Raw genomic sequence first — 21358 nt, 5'->3', positions numbered from 1 at the left:
GTTGAAGGCTACTACTCATTCTGTTATCTTACGAGCTACCAGCGCTAAGTCTTTCAAATCAATCACACCATCTTTATTGATATCGGCACGTTTAGCCTCAGCCCAATCCTGACTGCTGGTATCCTTGCCATAATTAGCAGCGACAATCGCTAAGTCACCGATGGAGACTTTGCCATCTTTATTGATGTCACCAGTCATACCAGGTTCCGGCTCTTCTGCAGTTATCTTGAGCTTATGGCCCGACGTAACAGTTTCGCTCTCCTTGCCTTCCGCATCTGCTACGATCACTTTTTCAATCTGAATAGTACTCTCTGTAGCTTCCGCTACTGTTTTAGTACTGAAATCCAAGGTTACCAGCTGCATATTGCCAGTCACAGCATTTCCCGCACCTTCACTCACCACCAGCAGTCGTAGTTTTCCAGGCGTGTGATTAGCAGTTTCAAGCACTTGGATTCCACTACGCAAGGAAGTAGCAGCCTTGAATTCCAACAGCTTAGGATTATAGTTCATGGTTATATCCATCGCATATACAGCATCTGTTACACTTTTTACCCCAAACGCCAGTTGAAAGTCATTACCTCCAGCTACAGTGTCTACCCCAGACAGAACAGAAGTCATCTTACCCGATGGATCAACCTCACCATTCCCGTCTTTTTTAACGGTAATGATCTCGTGGATTTTGGGTTTAATCGAACCCTCCCACTGAATCTTCACTTCAAACACATTAATATACTTGGAGGTATCAAATGTATTATAAGATGAGGACAGGTTACCAACCTTATGCCATCCACTCGCATCTCGCACGGACACCGCAGCGTTTGAATTATCCGATGGATTTTGCAAAACTATCACTTCTTTTACCTTCGTATCCTTCGACAACTTATAGTTTAAGGAACCCGTATTCCCAGCACCCGACATATAGAAGGTGGAGAGCTTTTTGTCAACGGACAGCAATGCTTCATTTCCTATGTTTCCAGCAGGTTCAGCCTGGATAGCCGGATTGGAAGTTCCCGGTCTTTCAATCCCTTCATTAACCAAAATTTCATTAAGCGCGAGCCATGCATCATAAGTTTCAGTTGAAATCAATCTTACATAGCGGGCTTGCTTGCCGCCGTCAACTTGAACACGCTTATAACGGTAAGGCACCTCATGCTCAGGGAAATTCAAACTCCGATCATTTGGATTAGTAAACGTATGGATCGTATCCCATGTCTGTCCGTCTAGTGACAGCTGTAAATCTCCCTTACGGAAGAAATCTCCTTCACCGTCTCCAATCACGACAGCTACATTCTGGACATTCACCACACCGCCCATGTCGATCTGAATATACTTCCCTTTCGATTGAATCGAGCCGAACCAAACCTTGTTCTCTAAAGAAGCATTGTACACGTTGTTGATAGAACCTTCATAAATACTTCCGTAATTATGAGTAATCATAGGTGGAGAGAATTTGTTCAACTTGATCATGAGCCTTGTCAAATCTACAGTGATATTCTCAGTTCCCTTGTTTATGATCCGGAAATAGGCAGCACTAGCAAACGCCCCATTCCCCTCATTAACCTGTTCCCATTCCACACCGTTCTTTGAGGATTCTAACCGAACTTCTCCGTTTGAAGCTTCCAACACCACTTGCGTGATCTCTTCAATGGATTTCAAATTAATCCCAACATATTGGGATGGCTTTAATGTGATTCCGTTCATATTCGATAATTGCACAGAATTATCTGCTACCATAACAGGAGTATCCTTCAACTCTGTCACATCGGTGTAAATGGCTACCTTATCTTTACCTGCATTTACGGAAAACTCGCGAACTGCCGTCCATAAATCAGGCTTACCTCCAGGTATTCCAGCATGAATCAATCGATATCGAACCATCCTTGCCTCCACATTGAGCCCGGAAGCAGAAATTTTATACCCGGAACGCTCTTCTCCGATTGCAGTCCATTCTTGACCGTTCACGGAATACTCAAGGATCCCCCTTTGGAATATATCGTGATCCGCATCATTTCTACCTTGTGTGATCGCAATTTCTTCCACTTTAATGGTTTTTCCAAAATCAACACCATACCAGTCTCCATTCTGTTGAAGGGTCTGAATATAGACGTTCGTTGCTAAATCTCCGTCTACCATCAGGTTTAATCCTGAAGGAGAACCATAAGAGCTTACAGCTAGAGGTTTAACATATTCCGGGTCCACCAAAGTATAAATCTGAGCATCCAGTTTATTGATGAGCTGCTCAGCAAAAGGAACCAGCCGCTTTGCTCCTGCCTCAACTGTCACATCTGGAGAATTAAGCTTCTCAATTTTGAATGTTTTGGATAAGCTTAATGCGCTTGTGGCCTTAGCCAGTGCTTCCCATGCCTGATCAACATTCTCTTTCTGGATTGCTATCGCAGAGAGAACTGCCGATTTATCGGCAAGAACGACATTTTGCAAGCTATTTAGCCATGGATCAATTTCTTCTTCCATATTTTCATTCGTGTTATTTACTCTAAACGACGCGATGGCATCCAATACTAGATCAAATTCTTGAATCAATGTATTCCCCGTCGTTTCTATCGGCTGACCACTTGAGTATTCACTTAAGAATTGCGCTAGCTCAGCTTTGATATTTTCCGATTCACCTACTACAAGTCCATGACCGCTAGGCGATGGGTCACTCATATGATAGGCGATCGTATTAAGCTCAGAAGCAACTTCAGGGGCAATATGCTGAAATGAATCGAGCCAGCTCTCCTCTTGATCAAAATCATCTACATTCCAAGTGTAATCCGCAACCGCGAATATACCGATCTTAGATAATTCCGCATGCTTCATAGGATTAGACACTACACCTGAAATATTATGTGTACCTGGAATGAGCACTTCTGCTTTACCGAGCAGCAGTCTTGCATCCTTATAGTCATTCACTGGCCAGTTTAACCACATATAAGGGTCTCTTCCATGTGCATCTTTCGGCCACTGCATATCTGCTGCATTAACAGAGGCAACAACGCCGTTTCCGGTCCACATTATATCTACATTCTCTGGCACATTTCTTAAGGCTTCAAGATAGGGTCTGCCAGTCGTTCCCGTCCAGCTTTTATTATAATATGGAGGACAATAAATTAATGATTTGACGTCTTTCTTGGACGTTACCCAATTCGCAACATCCGTAATAAGCTTAACATGTTTGTCCTTATCCACTAACGATTGTGATGTGCTGATATCATCCATAAATAGTCCAAATTGACGTACGCCTACACTGTACAATTGTTCAAGCTTTGCAAGTAAGGTTTGAAGTTCTGCATCATAATTGTTCCAATTGATCATATTGAACCCTGGATGAATTGCCCATACAAACTGCGTCTTGGATTCATGTCCGACATCCACCAGTTCTTTGATCTTGGCAAGCTCAGCTGCAGGATAGGGTGTTCTCCATTGCGCGTTATGGTACTTGTCATCTTTAGGTGCAAAAATATAAGTGTTCATCTTTAGTTCTCCACCAAAACGCATCAAGCTCATTCGATCTTCATGTGACCAAGGTGTGCCGTAAAAGCCTTCGATAAATCCCCGTGAGCGAGTATCAGAGAAATCTTCGATGGTGAGATTACGAACCTGCAGATCAGGAATTTGATCAAAAATCATCTTCAGCGATGCCAGGCCATAATAAGCCGCATCCGTATTTTTACCTAATATCGCAATAACACCTTTATTCTGTTGCTTGGTGCTAACGTTAAGAACATAAGCGTCCAGCTCATTGAAGTGATCCGCCTCATAGGGAATATTCTGAGTGAAGTAGTTGTCTACATAGCCTGATGAATTTCTAGTTCCCAAAAAGATATTTGTTTTCCCTGCTACTACAGCTCCTGACTCAGTGACCTGAAGTGATTTGGAATCCAGTATCCTTTGAAGCAGCTTTCTTGTCGGCTGGTCAATCGAATCTTCAATAACAACGTTTACATTTTGTGTAATGGTTAAGGTTGTCTCTTCTTCGGTTTGTTGCTGCGGTAATGGATAGATTTCATAGGATTCCGTTAATTTTGCATCTTTTTGTGGAAGATCAGAAGCTACATCCGCTGCAGCTGCAAAACTGGAGAACAAGCCGGCCACCATCATAAGTGTAATGAAGATACTGAGAATCTTCTTCGGCATTTCCTTAACCCTCCTATAATTAACCTTTCAACGCACCTGCTGTTAACCCACCCGTAATTTGACGTTGATACAACACATACATCACAATGACGGGAATCATAGAAATGGAAAGACCCGCAAACAATGGCCCCCATTCCGTTCTGTACTGCATTTCCCCTTGCATAATGGCTATTCCGACAGGAATGGTGTATTTCGCTGGATCGTTGATCAATACTGTGGCCATAATGTACTCATTCCACACCGTTAAAGCATTCATAATTCCTACTGTGATTAACCCTGGCTTCGATAATGGCAACATGATCTTGAAGAAAACGCCGTATAGTGAAGATCCATCAATTGTTGCGGCTTCTTCAAGCTCACGGGGAAGTGCCTTGAAAAATCCAACCAGAAAGAAGATACCGAATGGAAGGATGCCAATCGTTCCGACAGAATAAACAAGCGTGAGCCCTACTAAGGAGTTGGACAAATTCATATCTCCGAGAAGAAAGAACAACGGTATCAATCCGAGTGTGGTTGGAATCATCATTGAAGCAACGTATACAAAATAAAACAGGCCTCTAGATTTAAAGGTAAACCGAGCTAATATATATGCTGTTGTAGCAGCCATAATAAGCGATAACAGTGTACTAGCCACGGTTACTATAATGGAGTTCAGGAAGTAGTCGCCAAAGTTTGCTCTGCTCCACACATTTGAATAGTTTTCAAAACGAAAAATAGATGGGAAATCCCACGGTTTCCCGAGCATAACCTGCTGATTATCCTTTAAGGATGTCAGGAATGTCCAAAGAACAGGATATAAGACTACCAAGCTCCACAAGATGAGGAAAAATCGAACTGCAATTTTTGATATCAGCAGAAGTGGTTTTTTGGCGGGATTATCGTTCAAAGTATTTTCCTCCTTACATTTCAATGGACTCTCGGTGAAGAATGCGCTGCAAAATTAGAGTAGTGATTAAAGATAACAGTAAGATCAGCACCCCGATGGTTGCCCCGTAGCTTAAATGGAACTGTTTGAAGCCCATCTGATACAAATAATAACCGAGCACTTGTGTCTGATTATCCGGGCCACCATCCGTCATCAGCTTAACGATAATAAAGGAGCCGTTCAGTGTTGTGATTACGATGTGAATGATAGAGGTTTTGAATTGCTCCCAAATCAGGGGTAAAGTAATTCGAGTAAACTGTTGCCATTGCCCCGCACCGTCAATACTGGCTGCTTCATATTGCGAGGAAGGAATACCTAGAATAGAAGCGATAATGAGCAGCATATAGAATCCGATACCAGCCCATACACTAGGAGGAAGAAGTGACCACATTGCGAGGTTTGAATCACCTAACCAGTTCGTTTCCACTGGTTTTCCTGTAAATAACGAGATGAATGCATTCAGGAATCCAAGACGGGGATTGTATATAAAACTCCACAATACACCGATAACGGCTACGGAAATGATATTCGGAAAGAAAAACACCACTCGGTAAAAACCGTATTCTTTCAATTTCAAACGGGTCAATGATACTGCGAAAAACGTTGCAAATAACATGATTAAGATGACCTTCCAAAAAATCAAGAAATAATCATTCGAAATGGCTTTTGGTATGATCTCATCCGAGAATAATTGTCTATAATTATCAATACCGATAAAATTCATCGATTCGGAACCGCCTGACCAATCGAAGAAGCTTAAGTACAAGCCTCGAAACAACGGATAAATAGTGAATAAACAAAAGATAGCAAACGTAGGCAGCAAGAAACTCGCAATAAACAAATTACGTTTCCACAATTTATTGTTCTTCATGGGCGTAAGCCATCCTCCCCTTAAATTTGAAAGAACAATCAGAGGCACGTATGTCCTCTGATTGTTTAGAAAGAAGAGTCATGAATTTACTTCCGGATTTTGGCTGCCGCCTTCTCCATACGGTCCATCCATTCTTCTGGTGTAATGGAACCTTGCAGCAATGCAATGGTTGCATCATTCTCAGCCTGCTCAATGTCCGCGGCCAATTTAAATACAGGAGCAACGATCGTGTCACTACCGTTGAAATATTTCATTGCCGTTTTAACAACATCACTTGCGCCTGAAGATTCCAGATCTGCCTTGACGTTCATCAAAGCGCCAGTCAGCTCAGCCCAACGAACTGCGGCTTGTTTCGTAAAGATAAATTCAATAAATGCTTTTGCTGCATCTGGATTTTTAGCCTTCTTTGCAATTGCAATGTTACTAGTGTAAGGAATAGCCACAAATTTACCGCCTGGCTTTTGCATAACGGAAGGAATGAATCCAAATTTGAAGCCTTCTGGAACATCTTTTTTCATTTCATTTTCGAGCCACAAGCCATTAGGAATCATTGCATCTTTATGCTGTAAGAAGAGCATTTGGGAGTCTGTATGACTCATACCGAACGATGCGTTATCGAAATACCCTTTGTCCCTCATATCAACGATCTTTTTCAAGGTATTCGCTACAGCATCATTTTTGAAAGAACCTTCTTTTGCTGCTTCTTGATCCTTCAAGATTTGCGGATTGTCTCCATTCTCAGATACAAAACCTGTATTTAAGAGACCTCCCACGATGTAGTATGGGTATTTACCGGTATGGATGTAAGGATATACGCCATCCGCTTTGATTTTTTCACTTGTGGCGAGGAAGCTATCCCAATCTTTCGGAACATCCCATCCCTTTTCAGTAAACAGGGTTTCATCATAGAAGGTTCCCCATGATCCGAATACGAGTGGAATCGTATAGTTTTTGCCACTGTAGTCTTGTGGAGGTGCGATCAAGTTGCTCGTAAGCTGCTCGCCGTCCACATTTTTCGCATCTTTAACCCAATCTGTAATATCCATCAATTGGTCGTCGAGCACCATTTGCGTTTCGTTCGATCCTGCTCCATCGATGTATACAACATCTGGCGGATTACCTTGGATCCAGCGGGGCTTCATTTGCTCGTTGATTTGTGAACCTGCGGATTCTTTAATGTTGACATCTGGGTACTTCTTCTTGAATTCACCAATGACTTCTTTCCACCAACCGTCTCCATAACCACCGACAAAGTATTGGATTTCGAGGTCTCCCGCTACTTTCGGCTCTTCAGGCTTGGGCTCGTCTGTCTTCGCTGGCTCAGTCTGCGTCGCAGCTGTTGTTTTCTCGGGAGCTGGAGCTTCAGCCCCATTTGTCCCCCCGCCACATCCTGCCAGAGACAATACAATGGACATCATAACTAGACTTAATGCCGCTTTCTTTTTACCCTTGCTTTTCATTGGCTATCCCCCTCGAATAAACTTGCTCGACTTCTCTAAGCACTTGATTTTACAATTCTGACTGTAATTCCATTAACACTTTTCCATTATATAGGCTATAAAAACTTAACCACATGATCTCTTTTGATGTGGAGTTGATACTTTTTGTCCTATAGAACCTTTTTTGTTTACAAAAGAAGGACACCTGAGTAAAAACTCAGGTGTCCTTCTCTCAATTCAATATTTTTTGAGCAATTGCTGCTAAATCCATAATGTCGATCTTTCCGTCATTATTAAGATCTGCACGCTTAGCCGTCTGCCAATCTACACTGTTCTGATCTTTACCATAGTGCGAAGCTGCAATCGCCAAGTCACCGATGCTCACTTTACCATCCTCATTTAAGTCTCCGGATTTTATCGGCGGCTGCTCATCTGCCTTAATCTCGACTTCGATATTTGAAAGATCGGCTTCTGTCTCCAGTCCATTCGCGTCACCAAATACAGCACTGCTTACCTTTATGCTCGCTAACTCAGACTTGGTCACTGGCTTTGCTTTGAAGTTTAGTTCAAGCACCTTGGCATCACCGGTTAAACCAGTTCCCGTACTAGCCGTGATTAGGCGAATGGTTCCGATTGGATCATTCTTTGATTCTAACACCTGTATCCCATCGTTCATCGATTCGCCCGAGATGTACTCTAGAAGATTCTCGTCGTACTTCAATCGAATGTCTTGCGCATAGGTCGCATCCGTGACATTGCTAACGCCCATGTCAACTGTAAAGGTCAGACCTTGATTTATCGACTTAGGTCCACTTAAAGTTATCGCAGTAGGTTCATTCCGTTCAACAGGAACATATTCGAAAGCATCAATCATCGCAATGGTATTCGAAGAGGCGTTGTTCTTCGCCCCTTTCACGACAATCTTAATTGTATGTTCCCCTTTGGAGAGATCGGATTGTTGGAATAATACCTGCTGCTTCATCGTCGATGGACCATATCCATCAACACCCTCAGCGATTAGCCCTCCATCGAGATACACATCGAAATGTCCGTGGTTTGCCTGCAAAGCGCTGATAAATTTAATTGATGTTCCTGTAAACGTGAACGACGCTGAAGCTCCTTGCTGATTACTATAGCTTTCTGTGCCCTTGTAATCGCCTGCGTCACTGTAAGGACTCCACGTTCCGGTATATACAATCGACGGATCTTTATCATCTACTTTTATTGGAAGCACTGGTGGCTTTACACTGGATACAATCTTATATTGCTGTCCTTTCACTGTTGGGAATTCAATCAAGTTCCCATTCACCGTGAAGTTGATGGATTCCCCGCTTCCTGCGCGAACGACCTTGAATTTATTGGATTGGACAAATCCAGGGTATTTAACAGAAGCCTTATTACCCTGCTTAGAAGTAAGCAAGGCTTCTTTCAAGATCGTACCTTCCCAGCGCATATCCACTTCAAATCCGCCTCTTGCCACAAGTCCTTTAACGTTTCCGGTAGCCCATGCATCTGGTAAAGCAGCTAATAAATCGATACTTCCAGTTTGGCTTTGTAGAAGCATTTCTGCGATTCCTGAAGTTGCTCCGAAGTTACCGTCAATTTGGAACGGTGGATGTGTATCGAACAAATTGTCGAGCGTGCTGCCTCTAAGCTGCTCACCTAACAGTTTATGTGCACGGTTACCATCAAGCAGACGTGCCCATAAATTGATCTTATTCGCTTTACTCCACCCCGTTCCACCATCGCCACGAGAATTCAAGGTGACTCTTGCTGCTGCAAATAACTCCGGATTATTCACTTCATTAATAAGCGTACCTGGATACAAGCCGATCAGATGCGAGATATGGCGGTGCTGATCTGTTGGACTATCGATATCATTCTTCCACTCCTGCACCTGCCCCCAGCTTCCGACCTGCGGCATCCATAGCTTGCTTCGTTTCTCCATGACCTCGTTACGCAGCTGTTCATCCACACCCAATATTTCACTAGCCTTGATGAACTGTGTGAACAACTCCCAGACTAATTCCTGATCATAAGACACACCGACGGATATATCCCCTTGCTCTGGAGAGTAGGAAGGAGATGATACTAGACTTCCGTCTGAATCTTCGACCAGGTATTTAATCCAGAATTGTGTTGTTTCCTTGATAATGTCATACACTTGGCCTCTTAAAAGATCTTTATCTCCACTAAAAGCATAGTGATCCCACACCTGCTGCACCATGAAGGCGTTAGCAGCCGGTGACCAGCCCCAATAAAAATCAGAGCCTGGCGCAGTATAACCAAATGGGTTGTTGACGGTATGAATCGCCCAGCCTTCCCCTTCAATTCCATGATGTCTTTGGGCTGATTCCCTACCCGGCTCGCGCAGGGAATCAATATAATCAATGTACGGAATATCGGTTTCCGCTAAGTTAACAACCTCGGAAGGCCAATAATTCATCTGCACATTGATATTCGTATGATAGTCACTGTTCCATGGTGGATTATTTACTTGGTTCCATACCCCTTGTAGGTTAGCAGGCAGTGAGCCTTCCCGGGAGGATGCGATAAGCAAATAACGACCATATTGGAAAAATAATGCCTCCAAGCTTCTTTTCTCTTCGTCACTAGCATTCGTTTTATAACCATTCAAAAGCTCATTCGTAGGAAGATTTGTAGCAACCCCACCAAGTTCAAGTGAGACTCTATCGAACAGTTCCTTATAATCTGTCAAATGGGATGCACGCAACTGATTGAATGATTTAGCGGATGCTGCGTTTAGGTTCGCTTCTACAATTTCTTTTGGCGTCTTGTCACTCTTATACGTAGGATAATTATTGGCATAATCTGTTGCAGCGGTCATCAGGATCGTGACAACACTCGCACCGTTCACAGTAAGTTTCCCATCCTTCGCTGTTACAGTTCCTCCTTCATGCTGTACTTGAAGCTGCGCTTCGTATGCCATCTTATTACTGGGTACCTTTCCACTTAGCGTCAGTTTATTTCCTTCCCCCTTCACCGTATTGGACGGCTGAGCTCCAGTAAGGCGAACATCGAAGGTCATCGGCTGATGCTCATCCGTTGTCAGTCTCAACACCATGACCTTATCCGGATAACTGATGAAATACTCACGCTTGAATTTTACATTGCCCGAAGTATAGGACACTCTTGCCATGGCATCATTAAGATTCAATTCACGCCGATAATCAGAGTACGTCTGAGCACCGCTATTCCCCGATGCGCTTGTCATCTCCATCTCGGACAATTGAATTTTCGTTCCGCCCTTGCTTACAAGATCGAATTTATAGAATTTGTAAGCTGTAGCATTGGAAAAAGTATATGATTTCTTCTGTTTGCGGCTTGCAAATTCTTCATTGGATCTGTTATCTAGCGGGGTCCACTGCTGCCCGTCATTCGAGCCTTTCAGCGTCCAGCTCTTCGGATCCCGATCAGGCACATCATTCCCTGAAGTGAACGAATAGCCGGTAATTACCTTAGCCTCTTCATATGCCCACTGCACCCAAAAAGGTGGTGCTCCATCACCTGAATACCATTTCGTATTTACCGAACCATCGGTTAAATTGGAAATAGGCTCGCCGTATTGTGGATTATCCGAGCTCGCTGTTACCGTATACGCTGACTGACGGTTAAAATCTAAGAACACGTCACCAAATGCTTGATACGCTCCGAAAGAACTATCACCAGCACCCATAACACCAGTAATCTTCCCTACAAGAGCCTTAGCTTCATTAATTTTCCCTTCTTTTAGAAGCTGTCTTATGGTCTCAACATGTTGCTGAGCACCGTCTTTAATACCATATTGGTAATTTGAATCTGCTCCAGGCCCACCGCTCCACAGTGTCTTTTCATTAAATTGAATTCGCTCCTGCTCAACACCACCAAATACCATGCCACCCATATAACCATTTCCGATAGGGAGCGCCTGCGTCTCCCAGTTCGTGGCCGGTGCTTGATACCATAATGACAAATCCTGATCTGCCGTAGGCGCAGTTTCAGCTGCCGACTGAACATCTGCATACACTTTTGGACCCAAAACACCATTAGACGGAAGTATGCTGATAAGTAGCTGCGAGCAAGCGATCCATACAGATAGTAGAATTGCAGTCTTTCTGACTAATCTACTTTTACCGATTGGCATGCGTTGATCCCCTCTCATAATAACAACCACTGATTGTAAAAATGAGGCAACCTACTACTCCACAATCTTTTTCGCAAGTGCAGCAAGATCAGTAATATCTATTTTGCCGTCCTTGTTCAGATCTGCGTGCATAATCTTACTCCAATCTGGACTGGAGGAATCCTTACCGTAATGCGCGGCCATGATACCTAAATCGCCGATACTCACTTTGCCGTCGCCGTTAAGATCTCCAGGTAATCCTGTATTTACTGTGATCTGAATGGTTAAGGATGCCGGTTGGAGCACGGATTCTTTCCCTTGACTGTCACTTATTATCGCTTGAGTAAGCCGGATAACTCCCTCTGTGTTTTGTATTACATCTGCTGCTTTGAAACCAAGTTCAACAATTTCAGCATCGCTAGTAATCGGATACTGACTACCCAAACTTGCCAAGAGAACCCGTAGCTTACCGGGAGTACTTGTAGATGGTTCATTGATAATAATTACGCCTTCCTGCAGAGAGCGGATTGAACCTGGAAGGTATTCCATGACACCCGGATCAAATTCAAAGGTAATGTCCTGTGCATACACATCACTGAAGACACTGGTGATCCCATACTTCACGGTAAAAGACTCCCCCGGCGCAACAACCATCTTACTCCCTACTAAAGTAGCAGAAGGTGTAGGATCAGATGCATCTGCGTTCACTACAGGATTCGTAAAAGATACACAGCTTAAAACCACGGCGATAATGGTCATCATTACCGCCTTTTTGTACCATCGACTACTGTTCAAATTCTTCTCACCTTCATCTTTTAAATTTTGTTCAGGATGTTAGCGTGTGTTATTGAGTTACGATTTGTTTCGCTAATTGAGCAAGATCTGTAATATCGATCTTACCGTCACCATTCATATCCGCACGCTTCGCTTGCTGCCAATCAAGACTTGATGAGTCTTTGCCGTAGTGTGCAGCAACGATACCCAGGTCACCAATGCTGACTTTTCCGTCGCCGTTAAGATCGCCTGATATTCCTGTTTGTTCTGGTTTCACTTTTACAGAGATTGTAGCTGGAGCAGTTGCGGTCTCTGCTCCGTCTTCATCACCTAGCAGTACCTCTGACACGCTGATATTAATGGTAACCGTCTCAGATACTTCTTTTGCCTGGAATGTCAGTTCGGCAATTTGTTGATTTCCGCTTAATCCGTATTCCGCACCTTCACTCGCCATAATCAAACGAAGCTTTCCAGGTGTTTTAATTGTCTCTTCAACAATCGCAACACCTTGGATCAGTGATTTAGCGGACACATAATCCATGCGGTCAGCATCGTACTGAATGGTGATGTCCTGTGCAAATACCTTCCCGGAGATATTGTTCACATCATACCGGACAACAAAAGGCTTGCCGGAAGTAACGGATGCATCAGCACTCAATACGGCTTGCACTTGAGCCGTTTCCTGCTGCACTTGATACACTGTAATTTCGGCTGCGGATGCGAATTCACCCACGCCTTTTACAGCTTCCAGCTTAATGTGAGTCGCTTCCACCGGAGCGAAATTCACTTCCTTGAGCTGTTTGCTTCGCAGCCAGTTCCCGCTTGTCATGAGCGTGTAATTCACACCATCGGTGCTTGTGTACACGTTGTAAGCAGTAATTGTGCCATTGCCTTCATCCGGCCGAGGTAAGTATCCTAGCTTGCTGATGGTATACTTTCCACCCAGATTCACCATAATTGATTGCGGAAGTGGATCAACGTTAAACCACTTCGTATGCCAATGTGTATCCGGATCGCCGTCCAATGCCAAATTCGGATCGTTTTCGCCTGCTTCATAGCTCGTAGCTTCTGCACTCATTTGACTTTGCGGAATTTCGGTTAGGTTGCTCTGTCCAGTAACCGTCACCACACTTGTTGCTGTAAATCCGCCTTCTTCCGTCGTCGCGGTAATCGATGTCGTACCCTGCCCTTTTGGTGTGACCATTCCCTTACTGTCTACGCTGGCAACACCAGGATCGCTGCTTACCCACTTAACTGTCTTATTACCGGCATTCTCAGGCTCAATGCTCGCTTTCAATTGAACCGGTGCGTCCAACGCCTTAAGTGAGAGTGTCTCACGGTCAAGCTTTATGCCAGTAACCTTCTGTCCGTCTTCCAGCGGGATGCCGAACAGCTTGAATTCACGAATAGCAGCCTTTGATTGAGCATCAGGCAGTCCGGTGATCGTAATTCTAGCGAATCTACCCTGGCTTCCAAATGTATCCTGAATGGTGCCAGTTTCCTGATTATTCGTTCGATTCGTTACTGTAATCCAATTGGAGTTCGCGGTTTCCCGAACTTCAATTTTGTACTGATAAGCCTTGTTACTGTGTTCAAAAGAAACTTCGGAGGATTTAATGGAATGCATCATACCGAGATCAACCGTCCAGCTATGGCTATTGTTCTTATCCGCTGCTGACCAGAATGTGTCCACATTCCCATCATTAGCGAGGCCAGCCGGATGCGCTTGATCCTCACTGTCCGCTGTAGCAGGTTTACCTTCTGAAATCAATCGAACTTCAGGAGCTGCCTTCGGCGCCTCATAGACATCGACCTCCGAAGCCGAAGCGAACCCTCCAAGTGCAACAGCTGCTTCAAGCTTCACATAGCGGGCGGAAACACTATCGAAAAGGATGTATTTTTTCAAGTTGTTTCTGAGCCATGTACCACTGGATACCTTCGTATATGCTTCTCCATCTGTGCTGACGTAAAGGTTGTATGAGGTAATGGTTCCGTTCCCAGCATCCAGACGTGGTGCATACCGGAATTGGCTAACATTGCGAACCTTACCTAAATCGAGCATGATGGATTGCGGGAGCTTATCGGATCCATCCCATTTCGTATGCCATGCGGAATTCCGGTCCCCATCAATCGCTTTAGCTGCTTCCGCACCAGGCTGAAAGCTTTTCGCTGAGGCTGTCATCTCATTTTTAGGTATCACTGTCGGTGAAGGCTGTGATAGATCACGATACAGATTGATCTCTGCAGCAGATACGACACCCCCAACAGCTTCTGTCGCTTCAAGTTTCACAAAAACAGCTTCAACTGTATCAAAATTCACCGTCTTCTCTAGTTTGTCATCATTCCATTGTCCACTGCTTACGAGCGTATAGTTGGTTCCATCCATACTCGTATACAGCTTGTAACCTGTAATTGTGCCATCTTTGCCACCGTACTGTCTTGGCAAGTATTTCAGTTTATTCACATACTGTTTAATCCCCAGGTCTAAAGTGATGCTCTGCTTACTTCCAGCATTTGCTGAAGAAAGCCATATCGATTCATAGCTGCCATCCAGCACATTAGCTGCCGGCGTATCCGAAGCCGCATTCGTTGCAGTTGCAATCATATCTTCCTGCGGAATACGACTTGGGTCTGTGTCCACCTGAGGCAGCTCAATTTTGACAGCATCTACTAGTGGAGTCGTATCTGCTGTATAGCCTGCGACTTTCACAATAAATTCCTTATCAGTGGATATGGATGGTGTTTTAATGTACAGGATGCCGCCTTTATCTTGCTTAGCATAGTACCAGCCACTTGTTGCTCCATCCCATGCTGCTTTATACTGTAATTCAGGATAGGATGTTCCATCTACAGAAACAGCCTCCGGGTGATCTGGCATATGGATTGTAAACTGATTCTTACGTGACTCCAATTTGCCTTTATAGTCACCTACGCTTGCTCCAACATTGATAATCAAGTCTCCACTCCCTTGCTCAGGAGCGATGGAGGTTATTAATGTTTTGGCAAATTTGCCTGTACGATGCTCCTTCGATGTACCATCATCTTCATACATCGTAAAGCTTGACGATTTATAAGGATAAATATCATAAGTAATTGGATCAGGAGGAACCTGACCGTCGTATAACGATTCAGGATACATCGGGATGATAGCCCCGCCCTTTACTAGAAGCGGCAAGCGATCCAGTGGAGCATTGTATTCGTCTAACATTTTTGAACCGTAATGTTCTTCTCCTGTCCAGTAATCGATCCATTTTCCTTTTGGAAGATATATTCCGTTTCGCATAGTCGTGTCGGTATATACTGGCGCAACCAGGAACGATTCCCCGGACATGAATTGATACTGTGTTAAAGTTCCTTTGGAGTTCGGATCATTCGGATAAGAATAGATCATTCCCCGCATGATCGGAGCTCCGGACTCGTAAGACTCATTGAGATAGGTATACAAGTATGGTGTCAATTGCTGTCTTAGCTTCAAAGCATCCCTGTTATAGCTCGTATAAGGTTCTCCCCATACCCAAGGCTGCTTATCTTTGGCTGCCCAACTAGACATGTTCATCAGGATTGGAGTGAAGATCTTCCACTGTAAGTCTCGAACGTAGGTTTTAGCGCTTCCTCCGAAAATCCCATCAATATCTCCGGTTGAATACGGCATCCCAGATAGCCCTGCTCCGATCATCGACGGGATATGGAATCGAATGTATTCCCAGTTGCCCGACTGATCTCCGGACCAGACGGTAGAATATCGCTGGGTACCTGCCCAACCACCAACGGACCAGACATAACCTCTGTCATCAGAGTTATCTTCAATTCCTGTAAACGCCTGTTTGCTGGCGCCCAGGGCGAAATCGTATCCAGGTCCCACCCAGGCAACGTCGAGTTTAGCCAGCCTTGTACCCTCTACGCCAACTTCTTGCGCGATTTTATCAACACCATTTTGAGTCCATAGTCCGGTATAGAAACCTTCCTTATGTAGTTCGTCAACGGTGTTGCCTAGATCCGTATAACCGCAACCATATCCATCATTCGGCAAAATCCAGGCTCCAGGCATATCATTTTCCCGATACTTTTTAGCAATAAGATTAACGACATCGGAGGTCTTTTCTGGATCTCTGTTGTAACAATCCGCATCACCAAGTCCCATACCCCAACGAGGAATCAAGGATGGTTTACCTGTAAGATCTGTATAAGCGTTCAAAATATCTTTCATTGTCTCACCGTAGAAATAATAAGCATCAAACCGATTTTCGTTATGCGTCAGCTTGACGGTCGAATCAAAATCATAAGTACCGCTTTGAAAAGTGTTTCGAAGCACTCCGTATCCTGCAGTACTCAAGTAGAATGGCGCAGGATTCGAAACCGTGCCGCTTCCCCAATCCCCATAGTTGTTAGCGATAGTAATTTTGCGATCACGATGATTGAAGAATCCATTCTGCATACCGCCACCGTAGAAATATTCATCCTCACCCCGGATAAGCTGTTGTGAGGCTGACTGTCCGTTATAGTTCAAGCTAGCAGATTCTTCCCACACCACCGTTTGGTTGTCACTTTTGTACATGGCGAACTTTAACGGATTTTTGTAGGCTCTCAGCACGAATTTTCCTGTTTCCATCTTGTAATACGTACCTTCATCAGACCACTTTACGTTAACAGGTCCGAAATCATCCTTGATGACGATTGGCTCGATTGGCTTTTCCGCGCTTTTTCCTGACAATTCCTTGAATTGCCCGTTCACACCAAGCCAAATCCGGAACATATCCTCCCGCTGAAAAATCACTTTAATCTTGTCAGAGCCTGACGTAATCTCAAACGTGTTATTATCTTTCTTTACGAAGTCAGAAATGTTACCAACGGAAGCACCATGGGCGGTTTCCGGGCGAATCATGAGCCCTGTAACCATAAGGATCATCAATGCCAGCATCCACATACCAAAGCGATTATAAATTGATCTCAATCCATTCCCTCCATTCAAATGAAGCGGCAAGACAGGATACAGCCTCCACTGTAGTTTGAATTCCTTGTCTTGCCGCTTGGATTCAAGCTGCTATTGTTATTCAATCACAATGTCTTTAGCTATAAGCACCAGGTCCGTCAGATCGACCTTGCCGTCACTATTGATGTCTGCCCGTTTCGCCTTATCCCAATCTGGGTCTGCAGAACTCTTTCCGTAGTTAGCTGCGACAATAGCCAGATCGCCGATGCTGACTTTGCCATCACCATTCAAATCCTTAGAAGGTTCTGGCACTGTTGTTGTAAACTCCACCTGAGCCGAGGAAGTAGCTGCGCTTGTTTCCTGTCCTTCGCTATCCCCAAGCGTTGCACGCTTTACAGTAATACGTCCGGTTTGGGGTTCTGTCAGATCCTTAGCCTTAAAGGTAATCTTAGCTACAACAACATCCCCTTTAATCGCACTCCCTGAACCTTGGCTAGCCAGAATCAGACGTACAGTGCCTTCTGTATTCTTCGTCTCAAGGATACTCACGCCGTCCACCAACGCATTAGCGGATACATAATCCATTAGTGAAGCGTCGAATTCAATCGTGATATCTTGGGCGTACACCGCCTTTGTAACATTGTGGAGACCTATCGTTATGTCGAAATTCTGACCATAAGGAACGCTTTTCGGAGCAGCTAAATTTGTTGCCACTTCACCTGGAACCTCCCTAGCCACTGTAATCTTACTCACCGCTTTATGTCCTCCGGATACGGTTGTTGCAGTAATATCAGCGGTTCCTGCCTTTAACGCAGTCACGACAGCTTTCCCGCCTTGAACTTGAACAGTCGCAATAGCTTCATCGCTGCTATTCCAGGTCACCTGTTTATTCGTTGCATTCCCCGGTTGAAGGGAGGCACTTAGCGTTTGTGTTTCTCCGGCCTTCATCGAAATCTCAGCTTTATCCAGCTTGATACCGGTTACCGGAACTTCAGGAACGTTATTGCTGTACATAAAATTATCAAACACGGTAACTGAAGGACCGAATACTCTAGCCCCCATTTTCCCAGCGTCTGTTGGGATCTGTGCAATAGCATCATCGAAATAAGTCGTTCCATTGATAATCAGCGTTACATGTTTCCCTTCAAACTTCACTTTTACGGTCGATGTTGTGCCTTTTTTCAATTTGGCGGCCTGAGCATTGCTCAATAAACCGTACGAATCCTGAGCGTTCACCCAGTACCAAGCACCTTGATCAAAGCCTATAGAAGCCCAAGCATCATTATTGACATAGCGCAAAATAACACCCGTTCGTATAACATCACTCTGCGGCGTAATCTTAAACTCGATCTCACCATCTCCAATGCTCGGAGATTGCTGATCGATAAACAGATTATTTACACTGTTCGAGGTGAACTTAACGGCATGCTCACCCGCTTGATCAGGTGCTTCTACAAGCTCCATACGTCCGACACCTTTACCGATGACATGCTCCCAGCCTTCGAGCGAGTTATTCTCAAAGCTCGCTGAATATCTCACAGGCGCTGGAACTTCTACAGGATCCTCTGGGTTAGGAGCGTAGACTTCAAATTCATACATGGAGTAACCATAGGTTCCCACTCGCTTCGTACCTAACATTCGGACATATCTCGCTTGTTCAGTTGGGAATTTGACAGTCTCTACTCCGCCAACACCAGCGTTAGTCGTGTAAACGTCCCGCCAGTTCTCCGCATTATCGGATACTTGAACTTTATAGCCTTTGGCATAAGCACTTTCCCATTTGAAAATAACCTTGCTAATTTCAGTACTTTGGCCTAAATCAACATAGATCCACTCGTTGTCGGTATATTTAGAGGACCAGCGAGAAGCACCCGTATCAACCTCATCCACTACAAGACTAGCCGGAAATTGAGGTACTTCGACGGAAGAAGCTACTGCTGTTTTGTGAGCAGCTAAATTGATGGTCCAAGCGGGTGATCCTGCTTCCTCCGCAATTTCTTTTCCTGATAGCACCCGATTAAAAATCTTGAATTCATCCAGTAGTCCAGTGAATGCTTTGGATGAACTGCCGATTATAGCCGCAGGTAGCATTGTCGTTACAGCAACAGAGCCTTTTAGATCTCCATCAATATACAGAGAAGTTCCATTTAGATCTCCTCTGAAGGCAACATGTACCCAGCGCCCAACAGGAATCGCTGCATTAAAGCTGTAATCATAGCCCTCTCGGGTGAATCCGGCATTTGGTGTCCCTTTCTGCTTCAGCTTAATTGCACCATATTCGGATTCCATCAGTATTTTTTCATCCGCTTCTTGTTGATCATCAAGCTTAACCCACGTGGAGACTGTCCAAGGGAAGCCCTTTATTTGCAGCGGTGTTTGAATATGATCTGAAGTCCCTGCAAACCGTACGCCTTTTCCTGTTTTTCCATCATCCACGCGAGTAACGCCAGCTCCTAATGTAGCATCATAGGAATTTCCGGACTGATCAGAGACCGTCTGCGCGCCTTCTTCAAATGGATAATGAACAACAAGATCAGTGACCGTATTCACTTCATGTAATAAATTCGTTCCAGGACCTTCGCCTAGCTTCGCTGACAACTGCTGGAACTCCGTGAATGTGCTGTCCGTGGACTGGCCTCTCCACATCTTTTCTGCAAGGACAGGCATCGCTTTCTTCACACGATCGTGGACGTCCGCCTCACTTACTTTCTTGCCCATCATATCGTTCCAGGCCCCAAACATCGCACCGAGCAGGTTCGGCTCACCTTCCTGCAACTTCGTATTTCCACCAAAGTTCGTTGGGTCCCAGTTATTAAACAACCACTGAGAATCCAGATAATCATGGTAATATCCAGCCTTCGGTACAATGTAGAGCGTGGAATCCACCGTATTGATAATTTTGAATCCATCTCTCACCGATGCTACCGGATCTTGCCAACCGTTATTCCAGGCGTTTACGGCTATATCCTTATCTACTACCGTGGTACCCGGGAATGCATTCAAGCTGCCCCACATTCTTGATTTCTTTCCCTTGCTCTTTAAGTGTTCGTTCATCGTGTTCAAAAACTCGCGATACTTCTCAAACGTAGTCCGATCATTAGGTGCGAATTCATCGCCTCCAAAATGAACCGTTTCTGAATCAAACCATTCCCCATCTAAATATTCGTCCCACACATCCTTGATGAAATCGACCGTTTCCTGACGTGTAATATCCAGATGATCGACAGGCAAATTATCCTTAACCAGATCTGGTCTAACCTTTGTAAATGAAAGAGCATGGCTGGGGGTATCAATTTCCGGCGTGATGTTAAGCCCCCGTATTTTGGCGATGTCCTGCAATTCACGCATATCCTGTTTCGTGTAGTGTCCATCCTTTGCCGTTAATTCCGGGTACTTGGTACTTTCTAAACGGAAAGCCGTATATTTGTTCCAATGCTCCCGGCTGTTATCCTTAAAAATCTCGTTATCGTTCAGATGGAGCTGGAAATCATTCATTTTGTAGTAGGACATAAATTTGGCGTAATCCTTCAGGAAGTCTATCGTGAAAAACTTGCGTCCTACATCAAGCATAAAACCGCGTTCTCCATACTTAGGAAAATCCTTCGCTACCCCTTTTACAATGCTTGCCTTCTCAGGATCTTGCTCCAAAATTTGTAGTGCCGTTCTTGTTCCATAGAACACACCGGTCTCAGTGTTTGCATGTATTTCCACATAATCTCCTACTTCAAAGTAGTAGCCTTCCTTGCCAATCGATTCATCAGCTGTCTTATCGAGCCTAAGCAGGAAGTCCCCTTTAGAAGCAGGCTTATTTTGAACAATTGGCAAATCATATCCAGTTAATTCTTTAAGATCCTCTTGAAAGACCTCTGCGGTAGCTGGTAGTTCACATAAACATTCACTCGTGGGGATTACGATTCTGGAACTGTCAGTCATCTTGAAAGAACCACTACCGCCAGTCCACTCTTGTAAACTTGGTATCACTTTTGGTTTAGCATTCTCTGCTTCAGCCGCTGCTGCAAATGGTAGTGGAGTAGAGTAAAGCACTAGACAAAAAACTGTAAAGCCGTACAACCATTTTTTCATCTGTCATCCTCCTACTAGTCAAATCATCCCTTTTGAAAAAAACCAGGTACATCATGTTTAGTTACTCACACATGTA

General features: G+C 44.4%; 8 protein-coding genes. All 8 read right to left on the bottom strand.

Annotated elements, in window-relative coordinates; translation table 11 throughout:
• Positions 1 to 15: 15 nt before the first annotated feature.
• Entirely contained in the window at positions 16 to 4137 is a 4122-nt protein-coding gene (locus MKY19_RS09245; protein WP_339802153.1) for a beta-N-acetylglucosaminidase domain-containing protein, read from the bottom strand.
• A 19-nt stretch (positions 4138 to 4156) separates the two neighbouring features.
• A complete protein-coding gene (locus tag MKY19_RS09240; RefSeq protein ID WP_339246646.1) occupies positions 4157 to 5023 on the bottom strand; it encodes a carbohydrate ABC transporter permease in 867 nt (288 codons plus the stop codon).
• Positions 5024 to 5036: 13 nt separating this feature from the next.
• Positions 5037 to 5933 (bottom strand): sugar ABC transporter permease, encoded by an 897-nt coding sequence (locus MKY19_RS09235; protein WP_339802150.1) that lies wholly within the window; start codon positions 5931 to 5933, stop codon positions 5037 to 5039.
• Positions 5934 to 6019: 86 nt separating this feature from the next.
• Complete coding sequence (locus MKY19_RS09230) at positions 6020 to 7393, bottom strand: extracellular solute-binding protein (RefSeq protein ID WP_339270038.1); 1374 nt, start codon at positions 7391 to 7393, stop codon at positions 6020 to 6022.
• A 211-nt stretch (positions 7394 to 7604) separates the two neighbouring features.
• Positions 7605 to 11516, bottom strand: coding sequence for a glycoside hydrolase N-terminal domain-containing protein (locus MKY19_RS09225; RefSeq protein WP_339802148.1), 3912 nt, complete (start codon positions 11514 to 11516; stop codon positions 7605 to 7607).
• Positions 11517 to 11570: 54 nt separating this feature from the next.
• Positions 11571 to 12290: a cohesin domain-containing protein gene (locus MKY19_RS09220; RefSeq protein ID WP_339802145.1), complete on the bottom strand. Its 720-nt coding sequence runs from the start codon at positions 12288 to 12290 to the stop codon at positions 11571 to 11573.
• Between the two features lie 49 nt (positions 12291 to 12339).
• Positions 12340 to 17220: a discoidin domain-containing protein gene (locus tag MKY19_RS09215; protein WP_339802143.1), complete on the bottom strand. Its 4881-nt coding sequence runs from the start codon at positions 17218 to 17220 to the stop codon at positions 12340 to 12342.
• 96 nt (positions 17221 to 17316) lie between these two features.
• Positions 17317 to 21282 carry a family 20 glycosylhydrolase gene (locus tag MKY19_RS09210; RefSeq protein WP_339802140.1) on the bottom strand — a complete coding sequence of 1322 codons (3966 nt, stop codon included), beginning with the start codon at positions 21280 to 21282 and terminating at the stop codon, positions 17317 to 17319.
• Positions 21283 to 21358: the final 76 nt, after the last annotated feature.

It is taken from the genome of Paenibacillus sp. FSL R5-0744 (assembly GCF_037972555.1).
Classification (GTDB): Bacteria; Bacillota; Bacilli; order Paenibacillales; family Paenibacillaceae; genus Paenibacillus_AQ.
The sequence above is the reverse complement of the archived record's forward strand: the minus strand, read 5'-3'. Positions and strand labels throughout refer to the sequence as shown.